Origin of the sequence: Oceanobacillus sp. FSL H7-0719 (assembly GCF_045040795.1) — a bacterium.
GTDB lineage: Bacteria > Bacillota > Bacilli > Bacillales > Amphibacillaceae > Oceanobacillus.
Window position 1 is genome coordinate 2,353,091 of record NZ_CP150301.1, and the last position, 21,871, is coordinate 2,374,961.

Below are 21,871 nucleotides of genomic sequence, written 5' to 3' on the forward strand. Positions count from 1 at the left end.
TTTATTCCACCACTTCTATCTTACTTGTTCATCCCTTTATTATAACATATTCATTTATTATATTAAAAAAGCTGAGGAATCATTTGGATTAACGTTCTGATTCCTAGTATTGCAGTTAGAACAACAACTATTGCGCCAAACACAGTTAACCAGATTGGATGTTTATAATCACCCATAATTTTCTTGTTATGAACAGCTAGCAGCATAGAGCCAAGTGTCAGTGGCAGAATTAAGCCGTTGACTGCACCTGCAATTACAAGTAATGTTGCAGCTTGTCCGATAACGATATAAACAAATGTTGAGAATAAAATAAACCCAATAATCCAGTATTTATAATACTTATCAAAAATAGCATGGAAAGAGCGCAAGAATGACACAGATGTATAAGCTGCTCCAATTACAGATGAGATTCCTGCAATCCAGAGTACGATCCCAAATATACGGAAGCCAATATCACCTGCAGCATGCTGGAACACTGTTGCAGCAGGGTTTGCTGGATCAAGTGACACACCTTGCATTACGACACCTAATACAGCCAGGAACAGTAAAATACGTACAAGTGAAGCAACCCCTATTCCAATCAGCGAAGTTTTGTTTACTTCTGGAATCGAAGCTTTCCCGCTAATTCCTGCATCAAGTAAACGGTGACCACCAGAAAAGGTAATATATCCTCCTACTGTACCACCAACAATAGTAATAATCGCATACATATCAATCTCCAGCGGAGCAAATGAACGATAAATCGCATCTCCTACTGGGGGCTGGCTGACAAACATCACGTAAGCAATTAGAATAACCAGCACTGCACCTAAAATATTCACAATCCGGTCCATCGCTGCACCGGCCTCTTTAGATAAGAAAATAAATATTGCTATTGCTGCAGAGATGATAGCACCAATCTTCGGATCAAGTCCTAGTGATGCGTTTATTCCCAGACCAGTACCACCAATGTTTCCGATATTAAATGCCAGACCGCCAATTACTATAAATATCGCGACAACATATCCTAATCCAGGGAATACCTTATTCGCAATCTCCTGGCCGCGCAATCCTGATACTGTAATAATTCTCCAAACATTAAGCTGCGCTCCGATATCAATAATGATAGAAGCTAGAATTACAAACCCAAAACTTGCTAAAAGTGTTTCCGTAAATACTGCAGTTTGTGTTAAAAACCCTGGACCTACTGCAGATGTTGCCATTAAGAATGCAGCACCCATAAGTGATCTTCTTCGGGCCTTTTGATCCTTTACGGAAAGTAATTCACTATTTTTATTTGATTTTGACATAATTTCCTCCTTTACACTGGGGCAGTGAAATATGGACATGGGAGATTGTCCGTCTTTGAAAAAAAGATCGGACTCGTCTATATTTTCTTCACTTATAATTCATGAGGGATAATGGAATAAAATTCATATCCGACTCTTGTTTTCAAACCTTATGATGTTATAGGATATTCTTCCATTTTTTTAAGGATGATGTGGATTTATAAATAATACCACAGAATATATATATATGTCTCGGTTAAAGTGCAGTGCAATTAATGATTGGAATTTTTCAATTTGTTCGTTTAAAATGAATAAAATAAACTAATTACACACGATTATTCATATACTATAAAACAGCATATTGGTAAGGTTATACTTATGGTTTCCTATATATAGAAAAGTATCCTTACTATCCGTCAAAAAACGATACCAATCCTCTTATTCTGTGTTATGATAGATTAAGTGTACGATAAAATAGCATATTTCAAGTTTTTTTCAAGAAATATGCAACTTTTTCGGATTGTAATTCGTCTATAATAATATCAGGGGATTTTTCTCTGCTTTGTCATGCGAATTTAATATAAAAAATGTTAGTTTTATAGTAAAATAAAGAAAATCATGTCTTTAGGCTACATTCATAATAAGGAGTTAAATGAACATGTCTCATAACAATAAAAATGTCCGGTTAGTTAGAGTGAAGAAAAAGAAGAAGAGAGTACGTAAAAGAATTTTATTTATATTAGTCCCTATCTTGGTTGTTTTTCTGGTTTTGCTTAGCTATGGCACCTATTTATATATTAAAGCAGATACTGTTTTATCTGATTCCTATGAAGAAGTTAAAAGGGATAAATCTCCATTGAGAGATGCGGAAATTGATCCGAGCATTGATAATGTATCTGTACTTATCATGGGTGTGGATTCTAACCTCCACCGCGGTAATGCCGAGAGTGCTAGAACAGACACACTTATGGTCGCAACGTTTAATAAAGATAGCAAGAGTATTAATCTTGTAAGTATTCCAAGGGATTCACTAGTTTATATCCCTGAAGTCGGATATGAAGATAAGATTAATCATGCGCACTACTTTGGCGGTACGGAAGCAGCGATTGAAACAGTGGAAACTCTCTTAGATATTCCAATTGATTACTATGTAAAATTAAACTTCCATGCATTTGTGGATGTTGTCGATGCATTAAACGGAATTACAGTTGATGTGCCATATGAATTTAAAGAATCCAACTCAATGGATAAACGAGATTCCATTCATCTCTATCCAGGTGAACAAAATGTAGATGGTGAAGAAGCACTTGCATTGGCACGAACAAGAAAGCTTGATAATGACATTCAACGTGGTAAAAGACAACAAGAAATTATTAAGTCTGTCATCAATAAAGCTGCATCAGTTAATTCTATTTTGAACTATGATGACTTACTCGAAGCCGTTGGAGATAACATGATAACGAATATGACATTTAGCGATATGAAAACATTTATTTCTTACGGAACGAGCGGAAGCAACCTGAAAATCGATGCCCATACTCTAGATGGAACAGATTATCAGCCAACTGGTGTCTACTACTGGGCATTGGATCAAGCCGCTTTGGAAGAAACAAAAACAATGCTAAAGGATCATTTAGACCTTTCAACGACTACTGTTGATAACGAATGGACCCAAGAAGATCCAACTACAAATACAGGATATTAATAAGAATGCAGCCAATCACTTCGGTGAGTGGCTGTATTTTTTATCCTTTTCACCGATGTTCATCAGCTTTGCGTTACCTTTTCGCTAAGTGAATCCTTGTAATATGCCTTTTCACTAGTCGAGTCATTAATTTTTATATTAAATTTAACCGGCACTGCGCTCGTCTCTTTTATCTACTTTTCCCGCTTTGCAACATAATAAACATTAAAAAAGACTCTCTGCAGAATTATAGGACATCTCTAGAAGACATGCTATTTCGCAGGGAGTCTTTTTTACATCACATTAATCTTCGTCCTTAATTACAATCTTCTCTTCACCTAGTATCAAGTAATTCATTTCTTTTTCTGGAATCTTCTTATAATCCCTATGCTTACTTAAATAGAATATTATGCCCAAAACAATCCATACTGCTAAAGCGATACGAGATTGAATTCCTAAGAATGCTGGCGAGCCAGGTATAAGCAACAATCCCAAGAAGCTAATACTTGAAATGACACCCAACAAAGCGAAAAACTTCTTCATTGGCGCGACAACATGTTTACTTGAATTATAGTGACTGTCTTTCTTCCATCTGAAAATTGCATAAGCCGTAAAACAAGTATAGAAATAAGCAATCGTAACGCCAACAGAAGACATGTCTACAACCCATGTTAATGCCTGACGTCCAAACCATGGAGCAACCATTGAGATAACTACTGTAAAGATAATACTTATATAAGGTGTTTTATACTTGTCATGTAATTTAGAAAATGCAGCAGGAATAAATTTAGCACGGGACATTGCAAATAATAAACGACTAGTTGAAATAATAAAGCCATTTAAGCCAGTAAATATTCCCATAGCTAAAGCAATAACTAAAATAACAACTCCCATTGTACCAAGCGTTTGTTCGACTACATGAGCAGTTCCCCATAAATGACCTGCACCTGCTACATCTTCCCAAGGTGCTGCCATTGCTGTTGCCAGTACCATAAAGCAATAGATTGCGACCGCAAAAATGATAGCAAAAATAATTAAGCGAAAAGCTTTACTAGATGAAAAGTTAAATTCCTCTGCAACTTGCGGAACATTATCAAATCCAACAAAAGCCCACGGTGCAATTGCCACAATTGATAGAATCGCTGCTATAGCTGTTTTATCCGTTGGGAATACCGGCTGAACATTTTCCATGCCTGATCCCGGATTAATTCCAATGAAAAAGGTAATCAAAACAACCCCAACGATCATAATAGCTACAAAAACAAATTGCATACTTCCAGAAAGACTTCCGCCTCGAATGTTAAAATAGCAAAAAATAGCTAAAGCGAGTGAAGCAAGAATGATTTCCATTCCATACACATCCCAGCCAGCTACCTCATACATATAAAAGTTCTCTAGTATCGTCGGAAACACATATTTGAACATCAATGCGAATGCAGATGCGTTCAATGCAACAATACATGTGTATCCAAGTGTCAGAAACCAGCCGCTGATAAATGCATGCGTACGGCCAAGGCCGATATAAGCATAAGCAAATTCCCCGCCCGAGACAGGAAATTTTTTAATCAAGAAGCCATAACTAATAGCAATAATCATCATCAATAATCCACCAATAGCAAATCCAATCATTACTCCTAGTGGTCCAGCTGTTTCCATCCAATTTGTTGGCTGTACAAAAGCTCCCCAACCTATCGATGATCCTAAGGCAATTGCCCAAACCCAATGTGGTTTTAATGTACGTTTTAAAGTAGTCCTCTCTTGCATCGAATTCTCCTTGCTTTTTTAGAAAATAGTATGTCCATACTATTTTAACTTAATCGGAATTTAAAGGGAATAATGTTCGGACGTTCGTACCAGTTTATTATCTAATTCCTGATTGAAGCGCATTTTTAAAGATAGTGAATGAACAAAAAGAATCTAGCCTTGCTAGAAGGCTAGATTCAAAGAATTACTTATATTGAACAACATTAAATTTCAACACAGGATTAGCTATTATCTCCTGATGCAATTTCTTTAGACTACTTAGTTGCTTTTTAGCCCAACCGACATCTGTTGCATATTGGTGAGTTGCATACCCATGACGCGCCATTCCTTCTGGGTTCCAGCGCATCTTATATAGAGTATTTTGGTTATATTCATTATGAATATATTTTTGTCCAATAAATGTCGCACCACCAACAATTGCTTTATAAGGTGAGTCCCATCCTTCTTCGTACGCTCTTTGCGAACCACATGTATCAGGACAGTTGTCATATGCACCAATACCGAACATATTATGAACTTTTTTGCCATTTACGACAATGCCCTTAGCCAGATTTGACTCCCCATGAGCTGTTTCTAGCAATGCATGGGATACAAGATATAATTCATTGATATGGTGCAAATTAGCTGCATCAATAAATGCTTGTCCTGTACCTTCAAGAACGCCTTTCCCTTTTAGATATTTATTCAGCTCTGCAGCTGTAGCTCCTGCAGGTGAAGATAAATCTAAATGCTGGAACATGTCAACATCCTCATTTGATGGGTCAAGATATTCTAATGTATCTAATTCAGTTGCGCTTCTCCAAGCACCATATGGAACTTGAAGCCATGTGCCTTTATAGCCAATTATTTCGAGTACTGTCCCTTTACTGAAAGAACCAAATTTATGCGAATTTGTAGTTGCATCAGCTCTTACATTTAGATTTTTTGATTTAACCACAGCCATTTGCGTGTCCTTCTCATTTACAAGAGAACTATGGGTATAACTTTGTTTATTGTTATACCAAACTTTGTACCATTCTGTACTTCCTTTATAATTGGAACCCTTCACAGTTCCAAGAATAACTACAGTAGTGTTTGGTCCTACAGTATCGTTTACACTTGATGTTGTGTCAGCTTTAGTTCTTAGGTTGACATTAGCACCAGAAATAGTTAATCCCTTTTGTCCAATATTTACATAGCTGCTGCCGCTTGAAATATATGCAGGATCATTTCGATATTTGTCTGTTTGCGGATTTGCTGCCATCTGCATTTTTAGAGCATCAGTTAAACGAATATCAAATCTCTCAACAATTTCGAACAAGTCATAGATTTTTTGTAATGTTACCTGGTCGACAATACCATTTTCAACTAGGTTATAGTCTCTTTGGAATTTTCTTACTCGGTTTTCCATCCAGCTACCATAGTTTTCTGTTACAGTAATATTTCCATATCCTAATGAATTAAGCATTTCCTTAATTTCGATTAAATCAGGGTGACTCTTTCCTGATTGATACGGACTATTATACACTTCATCTAATTTGGAAATCGTTGCTTTATCCAATTGACCATTTTTTGAAATACTATAATAATCTTGGAATTTCCTTACTCGGTTTTCCGTCCAGCTGCCATAATAATCAGTCACTGTAATATAACCAAAACCAATCTTGTTAAGCTGCTCTTTATAGCCAATGAGACGCTGATGTGTATCACCTAGTTTAAATTCACTTTTATTTACTTCACTATTTATCTTTGCTTGCGTAGGTTCGTCTAGAATTCCATGATCTTTAAGTCCATGATCTTTCTGGAACTTTTTCACTCTGTTTTCCATCCAGCTGCCGTATAAATTGGAAATGGAGATATGACCATAGCCTATTTGATTCAATTTCTCTTTGAATTCGATATTTGATTCATGACGCTTACCAAGCTGGAATGGACTATTGTAGATTTCATTCAATTTATCTATTGTAGCTTTGTTCGTTGTACCAGTCTGTGAAAGACCATAGTACTCTTGGAACTCGATTACTCTTGTTTTCGTCCAACTTCCATAATAATCTGTTTCAGAAATTCCATCAAAGCCTAGTGCATTCAGTTTTTGCTTGATAGAAACGATATTCGGATGACGATCTCCAACTTTAAATTCAGTTGTCGAGAGTAATTGGTCAAGTTTAGCCCATGTTGGAGCGTCTGCAATACCATTCACACGTAAACCATTTTCTTCTTGGAATTTCTTCACACGGTTTACAGTCCAGCTGCCGTATAAATCCGTCACTGATATATGTCCATAGCCTAATGAATTAAGCTTTTCCTTTAACTCAATAGTAGACTTATGGCGTTTACCAAGTTGGAATGGACTAGTATAAAGTTCATTTAAATTATCCAAAGTAGCCTTATTTGTCGTTCCTGTCTGTGTAAGTCCATAGTACGCCTGGAATTGCGTTACTCTAGTTTTCGTCCAAGCTCCATAGTAATCCGTTTCGGAGATTCCATCAAAACCAACTGCATTCAGCTTTTGTTTGATAGAAATGATATTCGGATGACGATCTCCAACTTTAAATTCAGTCTGAGAAGCCAGCTCGTTAAGCTTTTCCCATGTCGGTTCATCTGCGATTCCATTTACACGTAAACCGTTTTCTTTTTGGAACTTCTGTACACGGTTTACAGTCCAGCTGCCGTATAGGTCCGTCACTGATATATGTCCATAACCTAATGAATTAAGCTTTTCCTTTAACTCAATGGTAGATTCATGACGTTCACCTAGTTGGAATGGACTATTAAAGACACTATCGATTTTATTCGATGTTGCTTTATTAATTTCACCTGTTACAGGAAGTCCATAATATTCCTGGAATTGTTCTACTCGTGTCTTCGTCCAGCTGCCAAAGAAGTCTGTTTCTGAAATACCACCAAAGCCAATCGCATTTAGTTTTTTCTTTATCTCAATTAAGTCTTCATGACGATCATTTTCTTTATATGGCATCGTTGCTACTTTCGCAGAGAATGTTGTCATCTTTTTAGCCTTAGAATCATCCTGTTCAGACTCGTCTGAATCAGTTTCCTTTTCCTCTGCCTCTGCAGGCTCCTCGGATTCTTCAGGATTATTCTCTGGTTGAATTTCTGCTTCATCTACTTCTGTATCTGTGTCCTTTTCAACAGACTGTGTTTCACCTTCAGAAGTATGTATATTTTCAGTAGACTCTGAGTCAACCTCTTGCTCTGATATATCTTTCTTAGGAGTTTGCTCGGTCTCCTCTGTCACTGCATCTGCTTCATCATTCTCAGCAGCTTGTACATCCCCAAAACTAAAGTGAAGGCTTCCGAAAAAGAAAATTGCCACGAATATAAACTTTAAAAATCTCACTCTAGTTTTCACCTCCCTATATTTAAACTTCTCTATTATTATCGGTTAGTAATAATAATATTTCAATAGAGACACAATCTTTTTACTTGTATTTCATTATATGTCTCTATTAGTATCTTACAAGTAAATCGAGTAGGAGGAGGTGATTAACCTCCGTCCTCTCACACCACCGTACGTACGGTTCCGTATACGGCGGTTCAACTAAGATTGATAACGCAAGAATTCATAACGGTCATGTAGACTTCTGAGCCCTCGGCTTCTCCAATAGGAGTTGCCGAGGGTTCGATGTAATATTGGGCTATTTGCGATTCGCCAATAGGCTTTTCGACTGTTTCCCCACTCATAAGCTTGCCAGTGAGGTACCCCAAATTTCACCAGATTTCGTATCTTTGTCTTTGGCTTCTTCCATTCTTTCCATAAGCACATGCGAAGTCTCCGACGTATCCAGCCATCCAGATTTCCAAAGACGGATGGAGTGTCTGCCAATGCGAAATAACCGCACCAACCCGTTAGGTATTGGTTCAGCTTCTTCAGTCGGTACTCCATCGAGTATGGCATCTTTCTAGAAGTAATTTCCCTTACTTTCGCCTTCATTCGTTTTAGACTCTGTTTTGCTATACGTACTTTTGGTTTTCGTGATGAGGTGAAGCTGAAGCCTAGAAATTTCCGTCTCCAAGGACGGTCAACTGCTGACTTCTTTTCATTCACCTTCAGGCGTAACTTTCCTTCGATAAAACGTTGGATGCTCGCCATGGTCCGTTCACCTGCACGCTTTGATTTCACATAAATATTACAGTCATCCGCATAACGAACGAATTTGTGCCCTCTTGCTTCCAACTCTTTATCTAGTTCATCTAGTACGATGTTAGAAAGCAGTGGACTCAACGGGCCCCCTTGCGGAGTTCCTTCCCCCGTAATAGAAACCACTCCATGAATCATGACACCAGATTGAAGATACTTACGGATTAGCTTTAAAAGTGACTTATCGTCAATTCTTTTCGCAAGTGTGCTCATCAGTCGGTCGTGATTCACCTTATCAAAGAACTTTTCTAAATCCATGTCTACTACCCACCTGTAACCATCTTGAATATATCCTTTCGCTTTCCTAACCCCGTCATGGGCACTCCGATTCGGTCGGAACCCATAACTATGTTCGGAAAACGTTGGATCATATATCATAGATAATACTTGGGCTATTGCTTGTTGAATTAAACGGTCTGTCACGGTTGGGATACCTAGTAACCGAAAGCCGCCGTCAGGTTTCGGGATTTCGACTCTGCGGACTGGCAGTGGCTCATAAGTACCTTGGAGAATTGCTTCTTTTATGGGTAACCAGTTTTCGATAATGTGCTGACGTAGGTTTTGTACGGGCATCATGTCTACTCCATGGCTTCCTTTATTCTGTTCCACTCGTTTGAGCGCAAGAAGCATATTCTGCCGTGATAGAATTTGATTCAAAAGCATTGTTATATCTTCCTTCCGTGAATAGCTTATCTTCTTATGCCAGCGGTCACTCCACCCTCCAAGAAGTCCCCAACGGGATTCACCGTCTTCTCCTTCAAGTGAGGTACTGCGTTTTCTGTGTTCTTCATGACCACTGAATGCAAAGGGCTATTCTCTCTTAAATTGTTCTGTCCTTCCGAATCGTTCTAGACCGATTCGTACTATGACTTCTGCTGACTCCTGATGGTTCAGCTGCTTATCACTAAGCAGGTTATGAAGGGCACTTCACGTATCCATCAGGCCTCCCCGGGTAAGAGTGTAATCTTTCCTTCCATCTATCCGCTTCATTTACTCTGTATCACCTTTGGCAGAAAGGACTTTGTTTTGTTTTGCAAACTCATCCAATGATACCTAGCCTTGTATGAAGTTCGTGTTCCTCGGACCGGAAGTTTGCCGCCCGCTTCCTTTAGATTCCGCGTCGCCACGGACACCCTTGCGTTAAGCTAACCCCTACTTCTACCTTCGTGGTTCGGGACTTTCACCCTAGAGATTACATCCATGCCGGGCACACAAAAACCGTATGAGTTCTTTGCAACTCATACGGTCTAAAATTATTTTTTCTTTAAGTTAAAGGATTTAGCAATCGCTTCAGCAGTTATTTTTCCAAGCGTATCACGATAACTTTTATTCTTTAATAAATTATTTTCTTTTTTATTATCAATAAACATATATTCTAGAAGCAGTGATGGCATTGTGGTTTCCCTTAAAACATGGAAATTCGCACTTTTTGCTCCCCGGTCGTTAATTCCATTGTTCGATTTGAGCCAGCTAGCTAAATGATTATGAATATCACTTTGCCTCTTCTTTGTTTCTTGTGAAACGGAACCATTATATATAAATGATTCGAAACCATTTGCACTTCCATTAAGTGCATTTGTGTGTAAACTAATAAAGAAATTCACACCCAAATTATTTGCAGCACTTGTACGTTGCGATAAACTAAGAAATTCGTCTTTCGTTCTCGAAAGGATAACTTCTACACCGGCATAACCTCTCAATTCCTGTGCAAGTTTTTTGCCAATATCAAGAACAACATCTTTTTCTTTTAATCCGTAGCCTGAACCACCAGGATCATGAGCACCATGACCAGGATCAATATAGATTGTTATATAAGAATTCTTCAGCTTATTAATGGTTTTCACATCTGCAATCCCACTAACCGGTAAATTATTATCTTTTTGGAATTGTTTTAAACGAGTTTCAGTCCAGCTTCCAAAGTAATTTGTTAATGAGATACCATCATAGCCAAGTCTATTCAAATCTCTTTTTATATCAATTACTTGTGCATTTCTTTTACCTTTTTGCAAAGGGCTGTTATAAATGTCATTTATTTTCTTTTGTGTTACAGGGTCAGCAATCCCATTTACTTTTAGTCCGTACTGTTTTTGGAATTTTTCAACCTGCTTCTTAGTGAACGAGCCATAAAGCTCAGTTACAGTAATATGCCCAAAGCCGATACGGTTGAGTTTTTTCTTTAGATTTATTGAATCTTTGTGGCGCTTGCCCAGCTGGTACGGACTGTTATAGACTTCATTTAATTTATCTATAGTAGTCGCATTTGTTGTACCTGTCTGAGAGAGACCGTAATATTTTTGGAATTGGATAACTCTCGTTTTCATCCAATTTCCAAAGTAATTCGTCTCTGAGATGCCACCAAAACCTATCGTATTCAACTTCTGCTTGATAGGAATAATATTTGGATGACGATTCCCAACTTTGAACTCCGTCTTTTCTAATAGTTCATAAAGCTTCGACCATGACTTTTCATCCATAATACCATTTACACGCAAGCCATTTTCATCTTGGAATTTCTTCACACGGTTTACAGTCCAGCTACCATATAAGTTCGAAACAGTAATATGACCGTATCCTAAAGAATTAAGCTTTTCTTTTAAATCGATAGTAGACTCATGACGTTTCCCTAATTGGAAGGGACTATTATAAATTTCATCTAATTTATCCAATGTTGCCTTATTTGTAGTTCCTGTCTGGGAAAGACCATAATATTTTTGGAATTGAGTAACTCTAGTTTTCGTCCAATTACCATAATAATCCGTTTCAGAAATACCATCAAAACCAACTTTATTCAGCTTTTGCTTGATAGAAACGATATTAGGATGACGATCTCCAACTTTGAATTCCTTCTGTGCTAATAATTGGTTAATTTTTGCCCATGTAGGATCATCTGCAATTCCATTTACACGCAAGCCATTTTCCCTTTGAAATTTCTCTACACGGTTCTTGGTCCAGCTGCCATATAAGTTCGATACTGAAATATGGCCATAGCCCAACGCATTTAGTTTTTCCTTTAATTCAATTGTGGAATTATGACGTTTGTTAAGCTGGAACGAACTAGTATAGACTTTATTTATCTTATCTGCTGTTGCTTTGTTGATTTCTCCAGTTACAGCCAAGCCATAATAACCTTGGAATTGTTTTACTCGTGTTTCTGTCCAGCTTCCAAAGAAGTCTGTTTCGGAAATCCCTCCAAATCCAATCGCATTTAATTGTTTTTTGATGGATTTTAGATCAGTATGACGATCTCCTTCTTTATATGGCATTGTTGCTTCTTTTACAGATAACATAGTTTTTGACTTTTGCTTTTCTTGTTCTTCTGATTTTGATTCATCTTTATTGGGTTCGTCTGATTTTACTTCTTCTTCAGCATCTGTAGGTTCATTTTTAGAGGACTCTGATTCTTCTTTTGCTTGTTCTTTAGCAGTATCTTCAGATATTTCCGATTCAGTGGTTTTCTCTTTAGATGATTCTGTTTCTGATGCATCGCCTTCTGCCGACTGTTCTGCTTCTTCCGTCGATTCATTTATTATTTCGTCTTGTTTAGCTTCGTCTTTTGTTATATGTACCGTATCTGATTCATCATCTGTCGAATTACCTTGTGTCTCACCTGTATACTCGCCTGCCCCATCACTTTCTTCAGCTTGTACTTCCATGAAACTAAAGTGAAGACCTGCAAATACAATAATAGACATAATTAAAATCTTTAAAATTCTCACTCTAGTTTTCACCTCCTTATAATTTTGTACTCTATCATTATCTACAACATTCGACAAAATTTCAATAGATTCGTGACTTTTTTAATGTTTCTTTAAAAAAACGGTGAGTTCAAAGCACTATTTTGTCGTTAAAATGACTTATTTAACAGAAAAAAGCAGGATATTAGTCACTTCATATACCTGCTTTCATCATATATTCTATTTCAACGAGGTCAAATGTATCATATTAACGATTCTTTTTCTTCATCAATTTTCCAGCCAATCGAATAGGCTTCGTTAGTTTCCAAGATGTACTGTTTACCACTAAATTATAGCGTTTTTGATAATAATTCTTTTCTCTCAGCAGTTCCTGATTTAGTTGAGACTTTTTCTTTTTCTTAACTTTTGTAGACGGTGCCTTCCCAATTAAATGAGTTAAAACGTAATTATAATAATTACTTCTCAAAAAGGCTACTTTAGAGATTAAATTTGATGTGTCTGGCCCGTCATTTACTTCAAATAAATATAGCTGTCCATCCCTATCTATGCCAATATCCATACCCAATGACATAATATGTGTGCCACGTAATTCTTCAATCTTGTATGGCAATGTTACTACTAATTGATTGAGGGCATCCATAATTTCTTTCCATTGTTCCCCGAAATTTGCTTTTAAAAATGGCTCCGGATTACCGACCCCTCCGCCTTGGTTCACATTCGAGATCACCTTCTGGCCTATTCCAATTCTTATAAAGCTTCGAGCACTTTCCCACTTTCCATCTGCACCTTTTTCTACATGAACTCTGCAATCAAATGGGTCTCCTCCGTACACAGTTCTCGATTGAATATACTTTTGAATAATATACGTTTTTCCTTTGATTTCGTCTTCGAAAAAGGATTGCAGCTGACTCTCGTCCATTTCTTTTTCTTCTGTTTTAAATCCAATCGTATAGTTATTTTCATTCTTACTTAAAATATAGACCCCTCTTCCGCGAATTCCTTTTAACGGTTTAAGGACCACGGTGGAGTATTCATTTACATATTTAACCATATCCTCAAATTGCAGAGCATGATGTGTTGGTATGATTAAATGAGAAAAGTCTTTATCGTTTCTTAATAATTCTTGTAATTGAATTTTAGATAAGACATTTGTACGATCATCTGATAAAAATGTTTTATCTTTTAAATAATTCATTATCTCCCGATTTTCCTTCTTAAAGCAATAAGGGACAACGTCAATAAAAGGTGGAATATCGACTTTTTTCGTTTTCCATTTATTATTAACAAAAACCTTTCCGTTTACTTTATGTTCTTTAATCAGAATATCTTTGGGACGTAAGTAAATAACTTCAATGTTGTACGCCTTGCTTATTAATGATGTAATTTTCGCTAATTCTGTTGGTTTATTAAAATTTGCCATGAAGCCTACTCTCATACTACTTCTCCTTTTACCTGTTGTAAATGAAACTGATCAGTCTATTGCAGAAATAATATGAAAACCTAGTTTCTCCGGTATTTCCACATCTTCTTTTAATTCATTTACTTGCACGTTTTCAACCTTTGATTTTTTTGAACCCTTTTTACACAGCTCTATAAAATCTTTTATATTTCCCTCGTTAGCATTCCATAATTTAATTTCAATTGTTGTATCGTCAATATGCTGCACTTTTCCGTGTAATCCTTTACGCAGTGCTTGTCTTCTAATGAAGTTCATATATCCTAATTTTTTCAGCTTTCCTGTAACAATAATTCGTTTTATTACTTCATTTTTAACTGGTGGCTTTGCAATGACAATTTCCTCTGCAGCCCATTGTTTTAACGGTTCAATTATACTATGGTAATCAAAAAAGAATGATGATTTTACTGTATTTTTAGATTTTGGAAAGTAATAGTCAATAACAGCGCCAGGCACATCTTTAGCCTTTCCTTCCAGCGGGAATAAATGAAAACCTATCTCTGCTGTGGCATTTGCTTCCAACACAACACCTTTTGTATTATCGTTTGGATCTACGATGATATCGACTCCAGCATGCGGTATCGAAGGTAAAGCTTTTAATGTATCTACTGCAATTTGTTGTACTTCTTCAGATAGTTCGTCTGTAGCTTCTATCGGGTCTCCTCCAGTAGATAAATTACTTTTATCTCTTAAGAATACCCTTTCTCCTTCTGCAGGGATACTATCTAAATTAAAACCACTTATTTTCAATAAATTCTTTACTTCATAATCAACTTTAATTGGCTTCGGTGCCAGATAAGGGTTTTTCTTGCGTTCTATATTTTTCAATTTTATTAATTCTTCAATTGTATTTTGGCCGTCTCCCACAACATTTGCAGGCACCCTGTTTGTTGCCCCTATTACTTTATCTCCGACTACATATATACGGTATTCGTTTCCGTCATAATGTTTCTCAATCATGTACTCCTTATACTTATAGCGGCTTCTTAGTTCCTGTAAAACACTCGTTAGTTCTTCCCTATTGGTAATATTCGTATGTACGCCTTTCCCCATACTTCCTTTTAAAGGTTTTACTATAACGGGATACCCGACTTTTTCCGCATAGTTAATAATATCATTATCGTTTTCAAATGAATCCCCTAAAGGTACCGGCACTCCTGCTTTACTTAAGTATTCCTTTGTCTTTACTTTATCCTGCACGATTCTAACTGTTTTATTGGCAACTTTATCTCCTCTGGAACGGAAGAAATAATGTGTTTTTTCTCCATCTGATAGAGAATAGAATTTGCCTTGTGTGCTGCTGTTCAGTCTATCTAGTTTGCATAATTCACTTTCATCTTTATACCACGTCAATTTCAATCCCCTTCTCCAGCCCTCCAGAGCGATCAGATAGGAGCATAATTTAAAACCATGTATATTTTCAACTGCATCTAATGTCAAATGTGGAAATAAATGAACTTCTTTTGTTTCCATGCTAGCCCTCCTAAAATCTTTTCTTCATTATTATGTCATATTTAGTCCAATAAAGTACATGATAAACTAATATTCATCTTAATGTAAATTCATATTGTAACTTTCGTAAAATGAATTATTCAAGCTTCTATGCTATACTAAAACAATATAATTCACTTAAAAAGGTTTGATTAATTAAATATTATATTGTAACTTTATCCACCTTGAAGTAAGAAGGGAGAAATGAATATGACATCATCAAATAATTTTTTACCTCACCTGAATAAACATATCCCAAAAGCTGCTAATAATTACATGCTCAGTACATATAGCATTATCCAAGAAGCTTGGAAACGAGGATTGTCGATTAATATAAGAATACTTAGAGAAGCATCAGGAAGTATTGAGCCTTATTATTCCATTAGTGATGGAATAAAAACTCATCATTTTAGTGCTACTAGAGGGGACTTAGTTTCAGTAGAGGCTAAGGAACTTACTAAAAATAAACAGACTACAAAAGAGTATTTATTAAAGAATAATGTTCCTACTCCTGAAGGTAATGAATTTAAGGAAAATATCTCGGATGAGGAAATTTTAAATTACGCAAACCATATTGAATATCCTGTAGTTGTGAAACCAATCGCAAGTACTGGCGGCAGAGGCGTTATAGCAAACATTCAAAATGATGAAGAGTTAAAAGAAGCACTTAGCTATGTAAGAATTAAATTAGATTCTCCTCATATTATTCTTGAGAAGTTTTATGAAGGTGACGATTATCGCTTATACGTCTTAGATAATCAAGTTATTGGTGCTATTAAAAGGATGCGGTCTAACGTAATCGGAAATGGAAAGGACTCAATCAAAACACTTATTAAAAATAAAAATAAGAAAAGAATGCAGCTTCCTTCATTATCCAATCGTCCAATAAAAGTGGATGATGAAACGCGGACATTGCTTAAACGCAAAAACTATACTTTAGATTCAATACCTGATGCTGATGAAGTTGTCTATCTTAAAACAAAAAATAATGTTTCCGCAGGCGGAGATTCAATAGATGTAACCGATCAAGTTTCAGAAAATATTAAGAGCATCGCTATAGCTGCAGCTAACAGTTTCCCATCTCTGCCACATTGCGGATTGGACATGATGGTTAATGAGGAAGAGGATACTGGAGTCATCATTGAGCTGAATTCCAGAGCTCATATTACCCAGCACTTATTCCCAATGGAAGGAAAAGCAAGAGATATTCCAAAACATATTATTGACTTATATTTTCCTGACACTAAAGATTATAATCAGGAAGAAGCAAACAAGCTATATATTGACTATGACTTTATTTACAATGCCTGCTTGTCAAGAAGTGCAGCAGAAATCTATATTCCAAAAATACCTTCTTCACCAATTGCATTGAAGAGATTTATTATTTCTAACTGTGATTATACGGATAATTTAGGATCTCGCGTCCGCAGAATTGCCTTTAATAATAAAGTCAATGGTTATATTAAACCTTTGGAAAATGGAAATATTGCAGTAATAATTGGTGGTAATGAAAAACATGTAGGAACTTTTGCCAAGAAACTCAAGTCTTATATAAAGAGATTAAATCCAGCAGGTTCAATTATCGAGAAAAACAGAACTACTCCAATACCACACGGTTTTTATATCGACTTTAACTTTACAACAGAAACAACCAATCCTTCTGCTGGTAAGAATGCAAACGAAGTGTACCTAAGCAAATACAGCGATTTAAAAGCTGAGTATCAAAAATTAGTTAAAAAATTAGCTGATTATGAACAAAAAGAAGCTTTAATGAATCTAACATCAAAGCAAAATAAACAACTTAAAAAGCAACTTAAACAACTTGAAACAAGTACATCTTGGAAATTGACAAAGCCACTACGGAATCTTGGAAAAATAGCAAAGAGAAAATAAAATAATATAAGCCATATCAGTTATTAAATGATATCCCTTAATCTAGCTAGCTTGCATGATATCATTAATATAATTGATATGGCTTTGTTTATTATTGTATTTTAATTTCCGGCATCCACTGTTTGAAACGAGTTGCGATTTCACTATATACTTCTAAGGAGTCAAATTCGCCATGGTCTGTTTTTATATATGGATTCGATTCAATGTATTTTAGAAAGTTGTGCATTTGATATTTGCTCTTGCGATTTGCATCTACGAAAGTTAAATCTAGTGTAGGATTCTTTATCGTAATATCCCCTTTTTTACTGGAGTTTTTCACAATATCAAGAGAAATCGTGCCACCGATTTGTCTGTAAAGACCTTTTTGTCCAGAGTAAAAATTACCAAGTGAATAAATGACAAATGATTTTTTTCCACGTGAATTTAGAATCCACTCAGCCGGCTGCAGTACGTGTGGGTGATGCCCTATAATGATATCTGCTCCTGCATCTGATAGGGAGTTAGCTACTTCCGTTTGTGCAGCTACAGGTAAGAGTGGGTATTCTCTCCCGAAATGCATCGATACAATTACTACATCAGGACTATCTTCTTTCTTTATTTTTTCAATTACCCTTCTAACACTTTTCGTACTGCCTTTTAAAACCCGATTTAATAAATATTCTTTTCCTTTAGGCGGGTTATTCCCCAAAGTAACTGCAGTATAGGATAAAAACGCACATTTAATTCCGTTCTTTTCTATAATGCGAACCTTTTCTTGGTCTGCCTTTGATTTATGGGAACCTACATACATAAGTCCAGCCTTTTCAATGTTTTCCAACGACTTTAATGCACCAGCTTCACCTAAATCTAGTGTATGATTGTTGGAGTTCGTAACAATATCCGTCCCAAATTCCTTTAAATTCTCAACTAATTCTACAGGGTTATTGAAAGCGGGAAAAGAGCTCAAGCCCATTTCTTCCCCTGCAACGATTGATTCTAAATTAACAATTGAAATGTCTGATCCATGTAACAATTTTTTAGCAGGCGCCATTTTATCTCTAAAATCATACTTGCCATTTTTTTTGCTTATGTCGTAAATTCGTGAATGTAGCAAAACATCCCCAGTAGCAGTTAATTTGATTTTTGTCATATTGAACCTACTTTCCTAAACGTCATCTGTTTTTTAATGCACTCCCTAACTTTCTTAAAGGAGTTGTAATTTTCCATGATGAGCTATTCACAATATGCTTATTATCCTTTTCAATCCGATTCTTTTGCTTCATCATTCTTTGTAAATCCTTATCCATCTTTCTAATTGCATGCTGTACAGATTTAATATTGGATGTGTTATACCCCTCTGAAATCTCAAACCCTACAGTAACAGGTTCTTCATAGATTTCCTCTCTAACTTTCGCTACTTTTGAACCTTGCGGGTATTTATCGATCAGCTGCTTGAATTCCTGAATCTTTTCTTTGTCCGTTCCAGCAACGATGATTTCTATTTCGTCAAACACCATACTCTTTACATACCCAATCAGGTTTAATTCAAGTGCTTGTCTTTTTAGCCAGATATGATAATTGCTTCGTGTTACATTCCCCGAAACAATGAATTTTCTAGTATAAAGTTTTCCAATTGGCGCTGGAGAAACTTCGACTTCAAGTGCTGTTCTATTTTCAAGTGGCTCGAGAATATTGATTAAGTCAAAGTAAACTCTTGAAGTTGTTGTATCTACTTTATCCTTGGTCTCAGGAAAATAATAATCAACAATTGCTTTTGGAATATCTCTTGCTTTACCTTCCAATGGGTAAAGTGCTCCGCCTATTTGAGCTGTGGGATTAAGCTCAAGTACAACTGCTGCTTCTTCAATATCTTTACCCTCATTAACAATGATATCAACACCGCCATGGATAAATCCCGGTATAGCCTTCAATGCATCAATAGCAATTTGTTTATATTCATCTGCAATCGTATCTGTAACGTCAACAGGATCTCCTCCAGAGGATACATTCGTTTTTTCACGTAAGTAGATAAGCTTGTCCTTTTCTGGGATGCTTTCCAATGTATAGCCTGCTTCGGTTATGAAATCTAATATTTCACTATCCATATGAATTAAACAACTGTTTAATCTGGCATTTTTCTTTCGCCAATGGTTTTTTAAATCGATTAGTTCCTCGATGGTGTGCTCTCCATCACCAACAATATTCGCTGGTATGCGATTGTATACAGCTATTACTTCATCACCAACCACATAAAAACGATACTCTTTACCTACGACAAACTGTTCGACAATGACTTCTGGATAATCTAATTCAATGCGCACATAATGGATTGCTTTTAACAATTCCTCATCTGTACGGATATTAGTGACTACCCCATTTCCCAAACTAGCATTTGTTGGTTTAACTACAAGCGGATAACCAAGTGATTTACAGTATGCGATAATTTCTTCATTTGTTGCTTCAGGGTCAAATCCCTTTCCTTTAGGAACAGGCACCCCTGCTTTTTCTAATACTATTTTTGTGTCGTCTTTTTCCGAACCAACCTCAACTGCTTCATTTGAAACAAGATCTCCTCTTGTGCGGAAGAAGTAGTGTGTTTTCGTTTCTGAACTTAAAGAAAAGAGTCTGCCTGGCGGGTTCACCCCAAATATAATCATATCCTGATAGTGTTCAGAGTCTTTTGTATACCACTTTAATTTCAAACCCCTTCTCCAGCCTTCCAAAGCTACAGCGAAAGCATCAAGGCGGGTTTTTCGAGCGTTTTTAACAATATCGCCAGTCAAATGCGGCAAACTGATTCCGTGTTCTTTTTCATTCATCATTGGTATTTCCTCCTAAGTTCCAAGAACGCTTTTATTGCATCTTCTTTTTGATTGCACCAACCAGCCGGATTGGCGAGGTAATCTTCCATGACAAGCTTTTCTGGAACTTTCTTCGCTTAATTTCTGACTTTTTCATCGCAATTTCAGTATGCTCTAATTCTTTTCTTAGCATTTTTAATTCTTCTACCTGTGTTTTTAAATCTACTTTAATTTCGAATCCAACCTTCACAGGCTCATGATAAGGCGCTTCACGAACCTCAATGACTTGTGCTCTTTCCACATCTTCCCAAATGCCTTCCTTAAAGTCATCAACCATTTCCGGATCCGTACCGGCAACAACAATTTCAATGTCTCCATCTTCCAATTTGGTAATGGAGCCATGTAAATATCGCTCAAATGCATGTTTTCTTAATCCGCGATGGTAGCCAATATCATGGACGTCACCACTGACTACATACTTTTTAGCAGTAAGCTTTTCCTGTGGGCATGGTGTTACAGTTGTTGTTGTTGCGTCTCTTGATTGCAACGGCTCCAACACATCATGCAAATCAAAGTAAGCATTAATTTCTTCATTATCATTCGCTTTCGTTTCCGGGAAATAATAATCAATAATTGCTTTTGGTATATCTCTGCTTTTACCTTGAATCGGATATAGCAGACCTCCCAATTGTGCAGTTGGATTAATCTCAATAATATATACTTTATTTGTATTTTCATGAACAATTAAATCAACTGCTCCGTGATATAATCCCGGTATAAACTGTACAGCTTTTACCGCTTCTTCTTTCACGTTTTCTGATATATGATCAAATACATCAATCGGATCGCCGCCCAAAGAGATATTTGTTTTGTCACTAAGGAATAATTCCTTGTCTGTTTCTAACACTGTATCAAGTGTAAATCCATATCTGCCAATAAAATTTTCTACTTCTTCATTTATAACTATAGGACAGCTGACAAGCCGAGGGTTCAAGCTTCTTTCCTCATTTTTCAATTCGATTAATGATTTAATGGAATTGATGCCATCCCCAACGATGTTTGGCGGAATACGATTCATTGCCCCAACAACCTTATCTCCTACTACATACAGCCGATACTCTTTACCTGGCACGTATTCTTCAACAATAATATCTTTAAAGCCAAGTTCATTGCGCACATAATCAAGTGAATATTCCAGTTCTCCAGCACTTGAAATATTAGCAATTACACCTCTGCCAAAGCTTCCATCTGTCGGTTTTATCACTGCTGGGTAACCCAGTTCTGACATGTATTCGAGAATATCCTCATTTGTCTCATGTTCTTTGAATTGCTTTCCTTGAGGAACAGATACATCTTGTGACTCAAGCACTTGCTTCGTCCGTTCCTTATCTTTCCCAATCAGTACCGCTTCATTAGACACTTTATCTCCCCGTGTGCGGAAAAAGTAATGTGTCTTTTCCTTTGAACTCAAGGAGAAGAGTTGTCCTGGCCGATCAACATACCATGTAATCATATCTTTAAATTTCTCTGAATCCTTCACATGCCATCTTAGTGTAAGTCCTCTTCTCCAGCCTTCAAGTGCGACAACATATGCATCTAACAAGTTGCCATGAGCGTCTGCAACAATTTCATTGGACAAGTGCGAAAGCCATTCTGCATGATTCTCTTCCATCAGTTTTCCTCCTAGTAATAGAACACTTCA

12 protein-coding genes are annotated in these 21,871 nt (G+C 36.6%); 2 read left to right on the forward strand and 10 right to left on the reverse strand.

The genetic code is table 11. The annotated features are described in order from the left end of the window. Positions 1 to 62 precede the first annotated feature (62 nt). The gene (locus NST93_RS12270; RefSeq protein WP_405097418.1) at positions 63 to 1,289 is read right to left on the reverse strand and encodes an NRAMP family divalent metal transporter; all 1,227 of its coding nucleotides are present in this window, start codon (positions 1,287 to 1,289) and stop codon (positions 63 to 65) included. A gap of 637 nt (positions 1,290 to 1,926) precedes the next feature. On the opposite strand from NST93_RS12270, the gene NST93_RS12275 reads away from it, so the two are divergent. Beyond that, the gene (locus NST93_RS12275; protein ID WP_405097420.1) at positions 1,927 to 2,973 is read left to right on the forward strand and encodes an LCP family protein; all 1,047 of its coding nucleotides are present in this window, start codon (positions 1,927 to 1,929) and stop codon (positions 2,971 to 2,973) included. A gap of 282 nt (positions 2,974 to 3,255) precedes the next feature. Here NST93_RS12275 and NST93_RS12280 read toward each other — a convergent pair whose 3' ends face one another. The 6 genes from NST93_RS12280 to NST93_RS12305 form a co-directional block, all read right to left on the reverse strand. Next, positions 3,256 to 4,716: an APC family permease gene (locus NST93_RS12280; RefSeq protein ID WP_405097422.1), complete on the reverse strand. Its 1,461-nt coding sequence runs from the start codon at positions 4,714 to 4,716 to the stop codon at positions 3,256 to 3,258. 184 nt (positions 4,717 to 4,900) lie between these two features. Beyond that, positions 4,901 to 8,053 carry a peptidoglycan-binding protein gene (locus NST93_RS12285; RefSeq protein ID WP_405097424.1) on the reverse strand — a complete coding sequence of 1,051 codons (3,153 nt, stop codon included), beginning with the start codon at positions 8,051 to 8,053 and terminating at the stop codon, positions 4,901 to 4,903. 201 nt (positions 8,054 to 8,254) lie between these two features. Next, positions 8,255 to 9,517, reverse strand: a complete 1,263-nt coding sequence (ltrA, locus tag NST93_RS12290; RefSeq protein ID WP_405097426.1) for a group II intron reverse transcriptase/maturase — start codon at positions 9,515 to 9,517, stop codon at positions 8,255 to 8,257. Between the two features lie 590 nt (positions 9,518 to 10,107). Next, on the reverse strand, positions 10,108 to 12,570 hold the full coding sequence (locus NST93_RS12295) for a peptidoglycan-binding protein (protein ID WP_405097428.1): 2,463 nt from the start codon (positions 12,568 to 12,570) through the stop codon (positions 10,108 to 10,110). 226 nt (positions 12,571 to 12,796) lie between these two features. Next, entirely contained in the window at positions 12,797 to 13,984 is a 1,188-nt protein-coding gene (locus NST93_RS12300; RefSeq protein ID WP_405097430.1) for a YheC/YheD family protein, read from the reverse strand. A gap of 36 nt (positions 13,985 to 14,020) precedes the next feature. Beyond that, the gene (locus NST93_RS12305; RefSeq protein ID WP_405097432.1) at positions 14,021 to 15,478 is read right to left on the reverse strand and encodes an acylphosphatase; all 1,458 of its coding nucleotides are present in this window, start codon (positions 15,476 to 15,478) and stop codon (positions 14,021 to 14,023) included. A gap of 228 nt (positions 15,479 to 15,706) precedes the next feature. On the opposite strand from NST93_RS12305, the gene NST93_RS12310 reads away from it, so the two are divergent. Then, positions 15,707 to 17,389, forward strand: a complete 1,683-nt coding sequence (locus NST93_RS12310; RefSeq protein WP_405097434.1) for an ATP-grasp domain-containing protein — start codon at positions 15,707 to 15,709, stop codon at positions 17,387 to 17,389. A 91-nt stretch (positions 17,390 to 17,480) separates the two neighbouring features. Here the strand turns inward: NST93_RS12310 and NST93_RS12315 are convergent, their stop codons facing one another. Genes NST93_RS12315 through NST93_RS12325 form a run of 3 tightly spaced genes read right to left on the reverse strand, consistent with a single transcriptional unit; the run spans position 17,481 to position 21,841 of the window. Then, on the reverse strand, positions 17,481 to 18,518 hold the full coding sequence (locus tag NST93_RS12315) for a CapA family protein (RefSeq protein WP_405097436.1): 1,038 nt from the start codon (positions 18,516 to 18,518) through the stop codon (positions 17,481 to 17,483). A 22-nt stretch (positions 18,519 to 18,540) separates the two neighbouring features. After that, on the reverse strand, positions 18,541 to 20,187 hold the full coding sequence (locus NST93_RS12320; RefSeq protein ID WP_405103868.1) for an acylphosphatase: 1,647 nt from the start codon (positions 20,185 to 20,187) through the stop codon (positions 18,541 to 18,543). A gap of 34 nt (positions 20,188 to 20,221) precedes the next feature. Then, positions 20,222 to 21,841: an acylphosphatase gene (locus NST93_RS12325; RefSeq protein ID WP_405097438.1), complete on the reverse strand. Its 1,620-nt coding sequence runs from the start codon at positions 21,839 to 21,841 to the stop codon at positions 20,222 to 20,224. Positions 21,842 to 21,871 lie beyond the last annotated feature (30 nt).

Coding starts and splice junctions, on each gene's coding strand:
- NST93_RS12275 (WP_405097420.1), top strand. CDS start 1,927: ATGTCTCATAACAATAAAAATGTCCGGTTAGTTAGAGTGAAGAAAAAG.
- NST93_RS12320 (WP_405103868.1), bottom strand. CDS start 20,187: ATGAATGAAAAAGAACACGGAATCAGTTTGCCGCATTTGACTGGCGAT.
- ltrA (WP_405097426.1), bottom strand. CDS start 9,517: ATGCTTTTGAATCAAATTCTATCACGGCAGAATATGCTTCTTGCGCTC.
- NST93_RS12325 (WP_405097438.1), bottom strand. CDS start 21,841: ATGGAAGAGAATCATGCAGAATGGCTTTCGCACTTGTCCAATGAAATT.
- NST93_RS12280 (WP_405097422.1), bottom strand. CDS start 4,716: ATGCAAGAGAGGACTACTTTAAAACGTACATTAAAACCACATTGGGTT.
- NST93_RS12300 (WP_405097430.1), bottom strand. CDS start 13,984: ATGAGAGTAGGCTTCATGGCAAATTTTAATAAACCAACAGAATTAGCG.
- NST93_RS12305 (WP_405097432.1), bottom strand. CDS start 15,478: ATGGAAACAAAAGAAGTTCATTTATTTCCACATTTGACATTAGATGCA.
- NST93_RS12310 (WP_405097434.1), top strand. CDS start 15,707: ATGACATCATCAAATAATTTTTTACCTCACCTGAATAAACATATCCCA.
- NST93_RS12315 (WP_405097436.1), bottom strand. CDS start 18,518: ATGACAAAAATCAAATTAACTGCTACTGGGGATGTTTTGCTACATTCA.
- NST93_RS12270 (WP_405097418.1), bottom strand. CDS start 1,289: ATGTCAAAATCAAATAAAAATAGTGAATTACTTTCCGTAAAGGATCAA.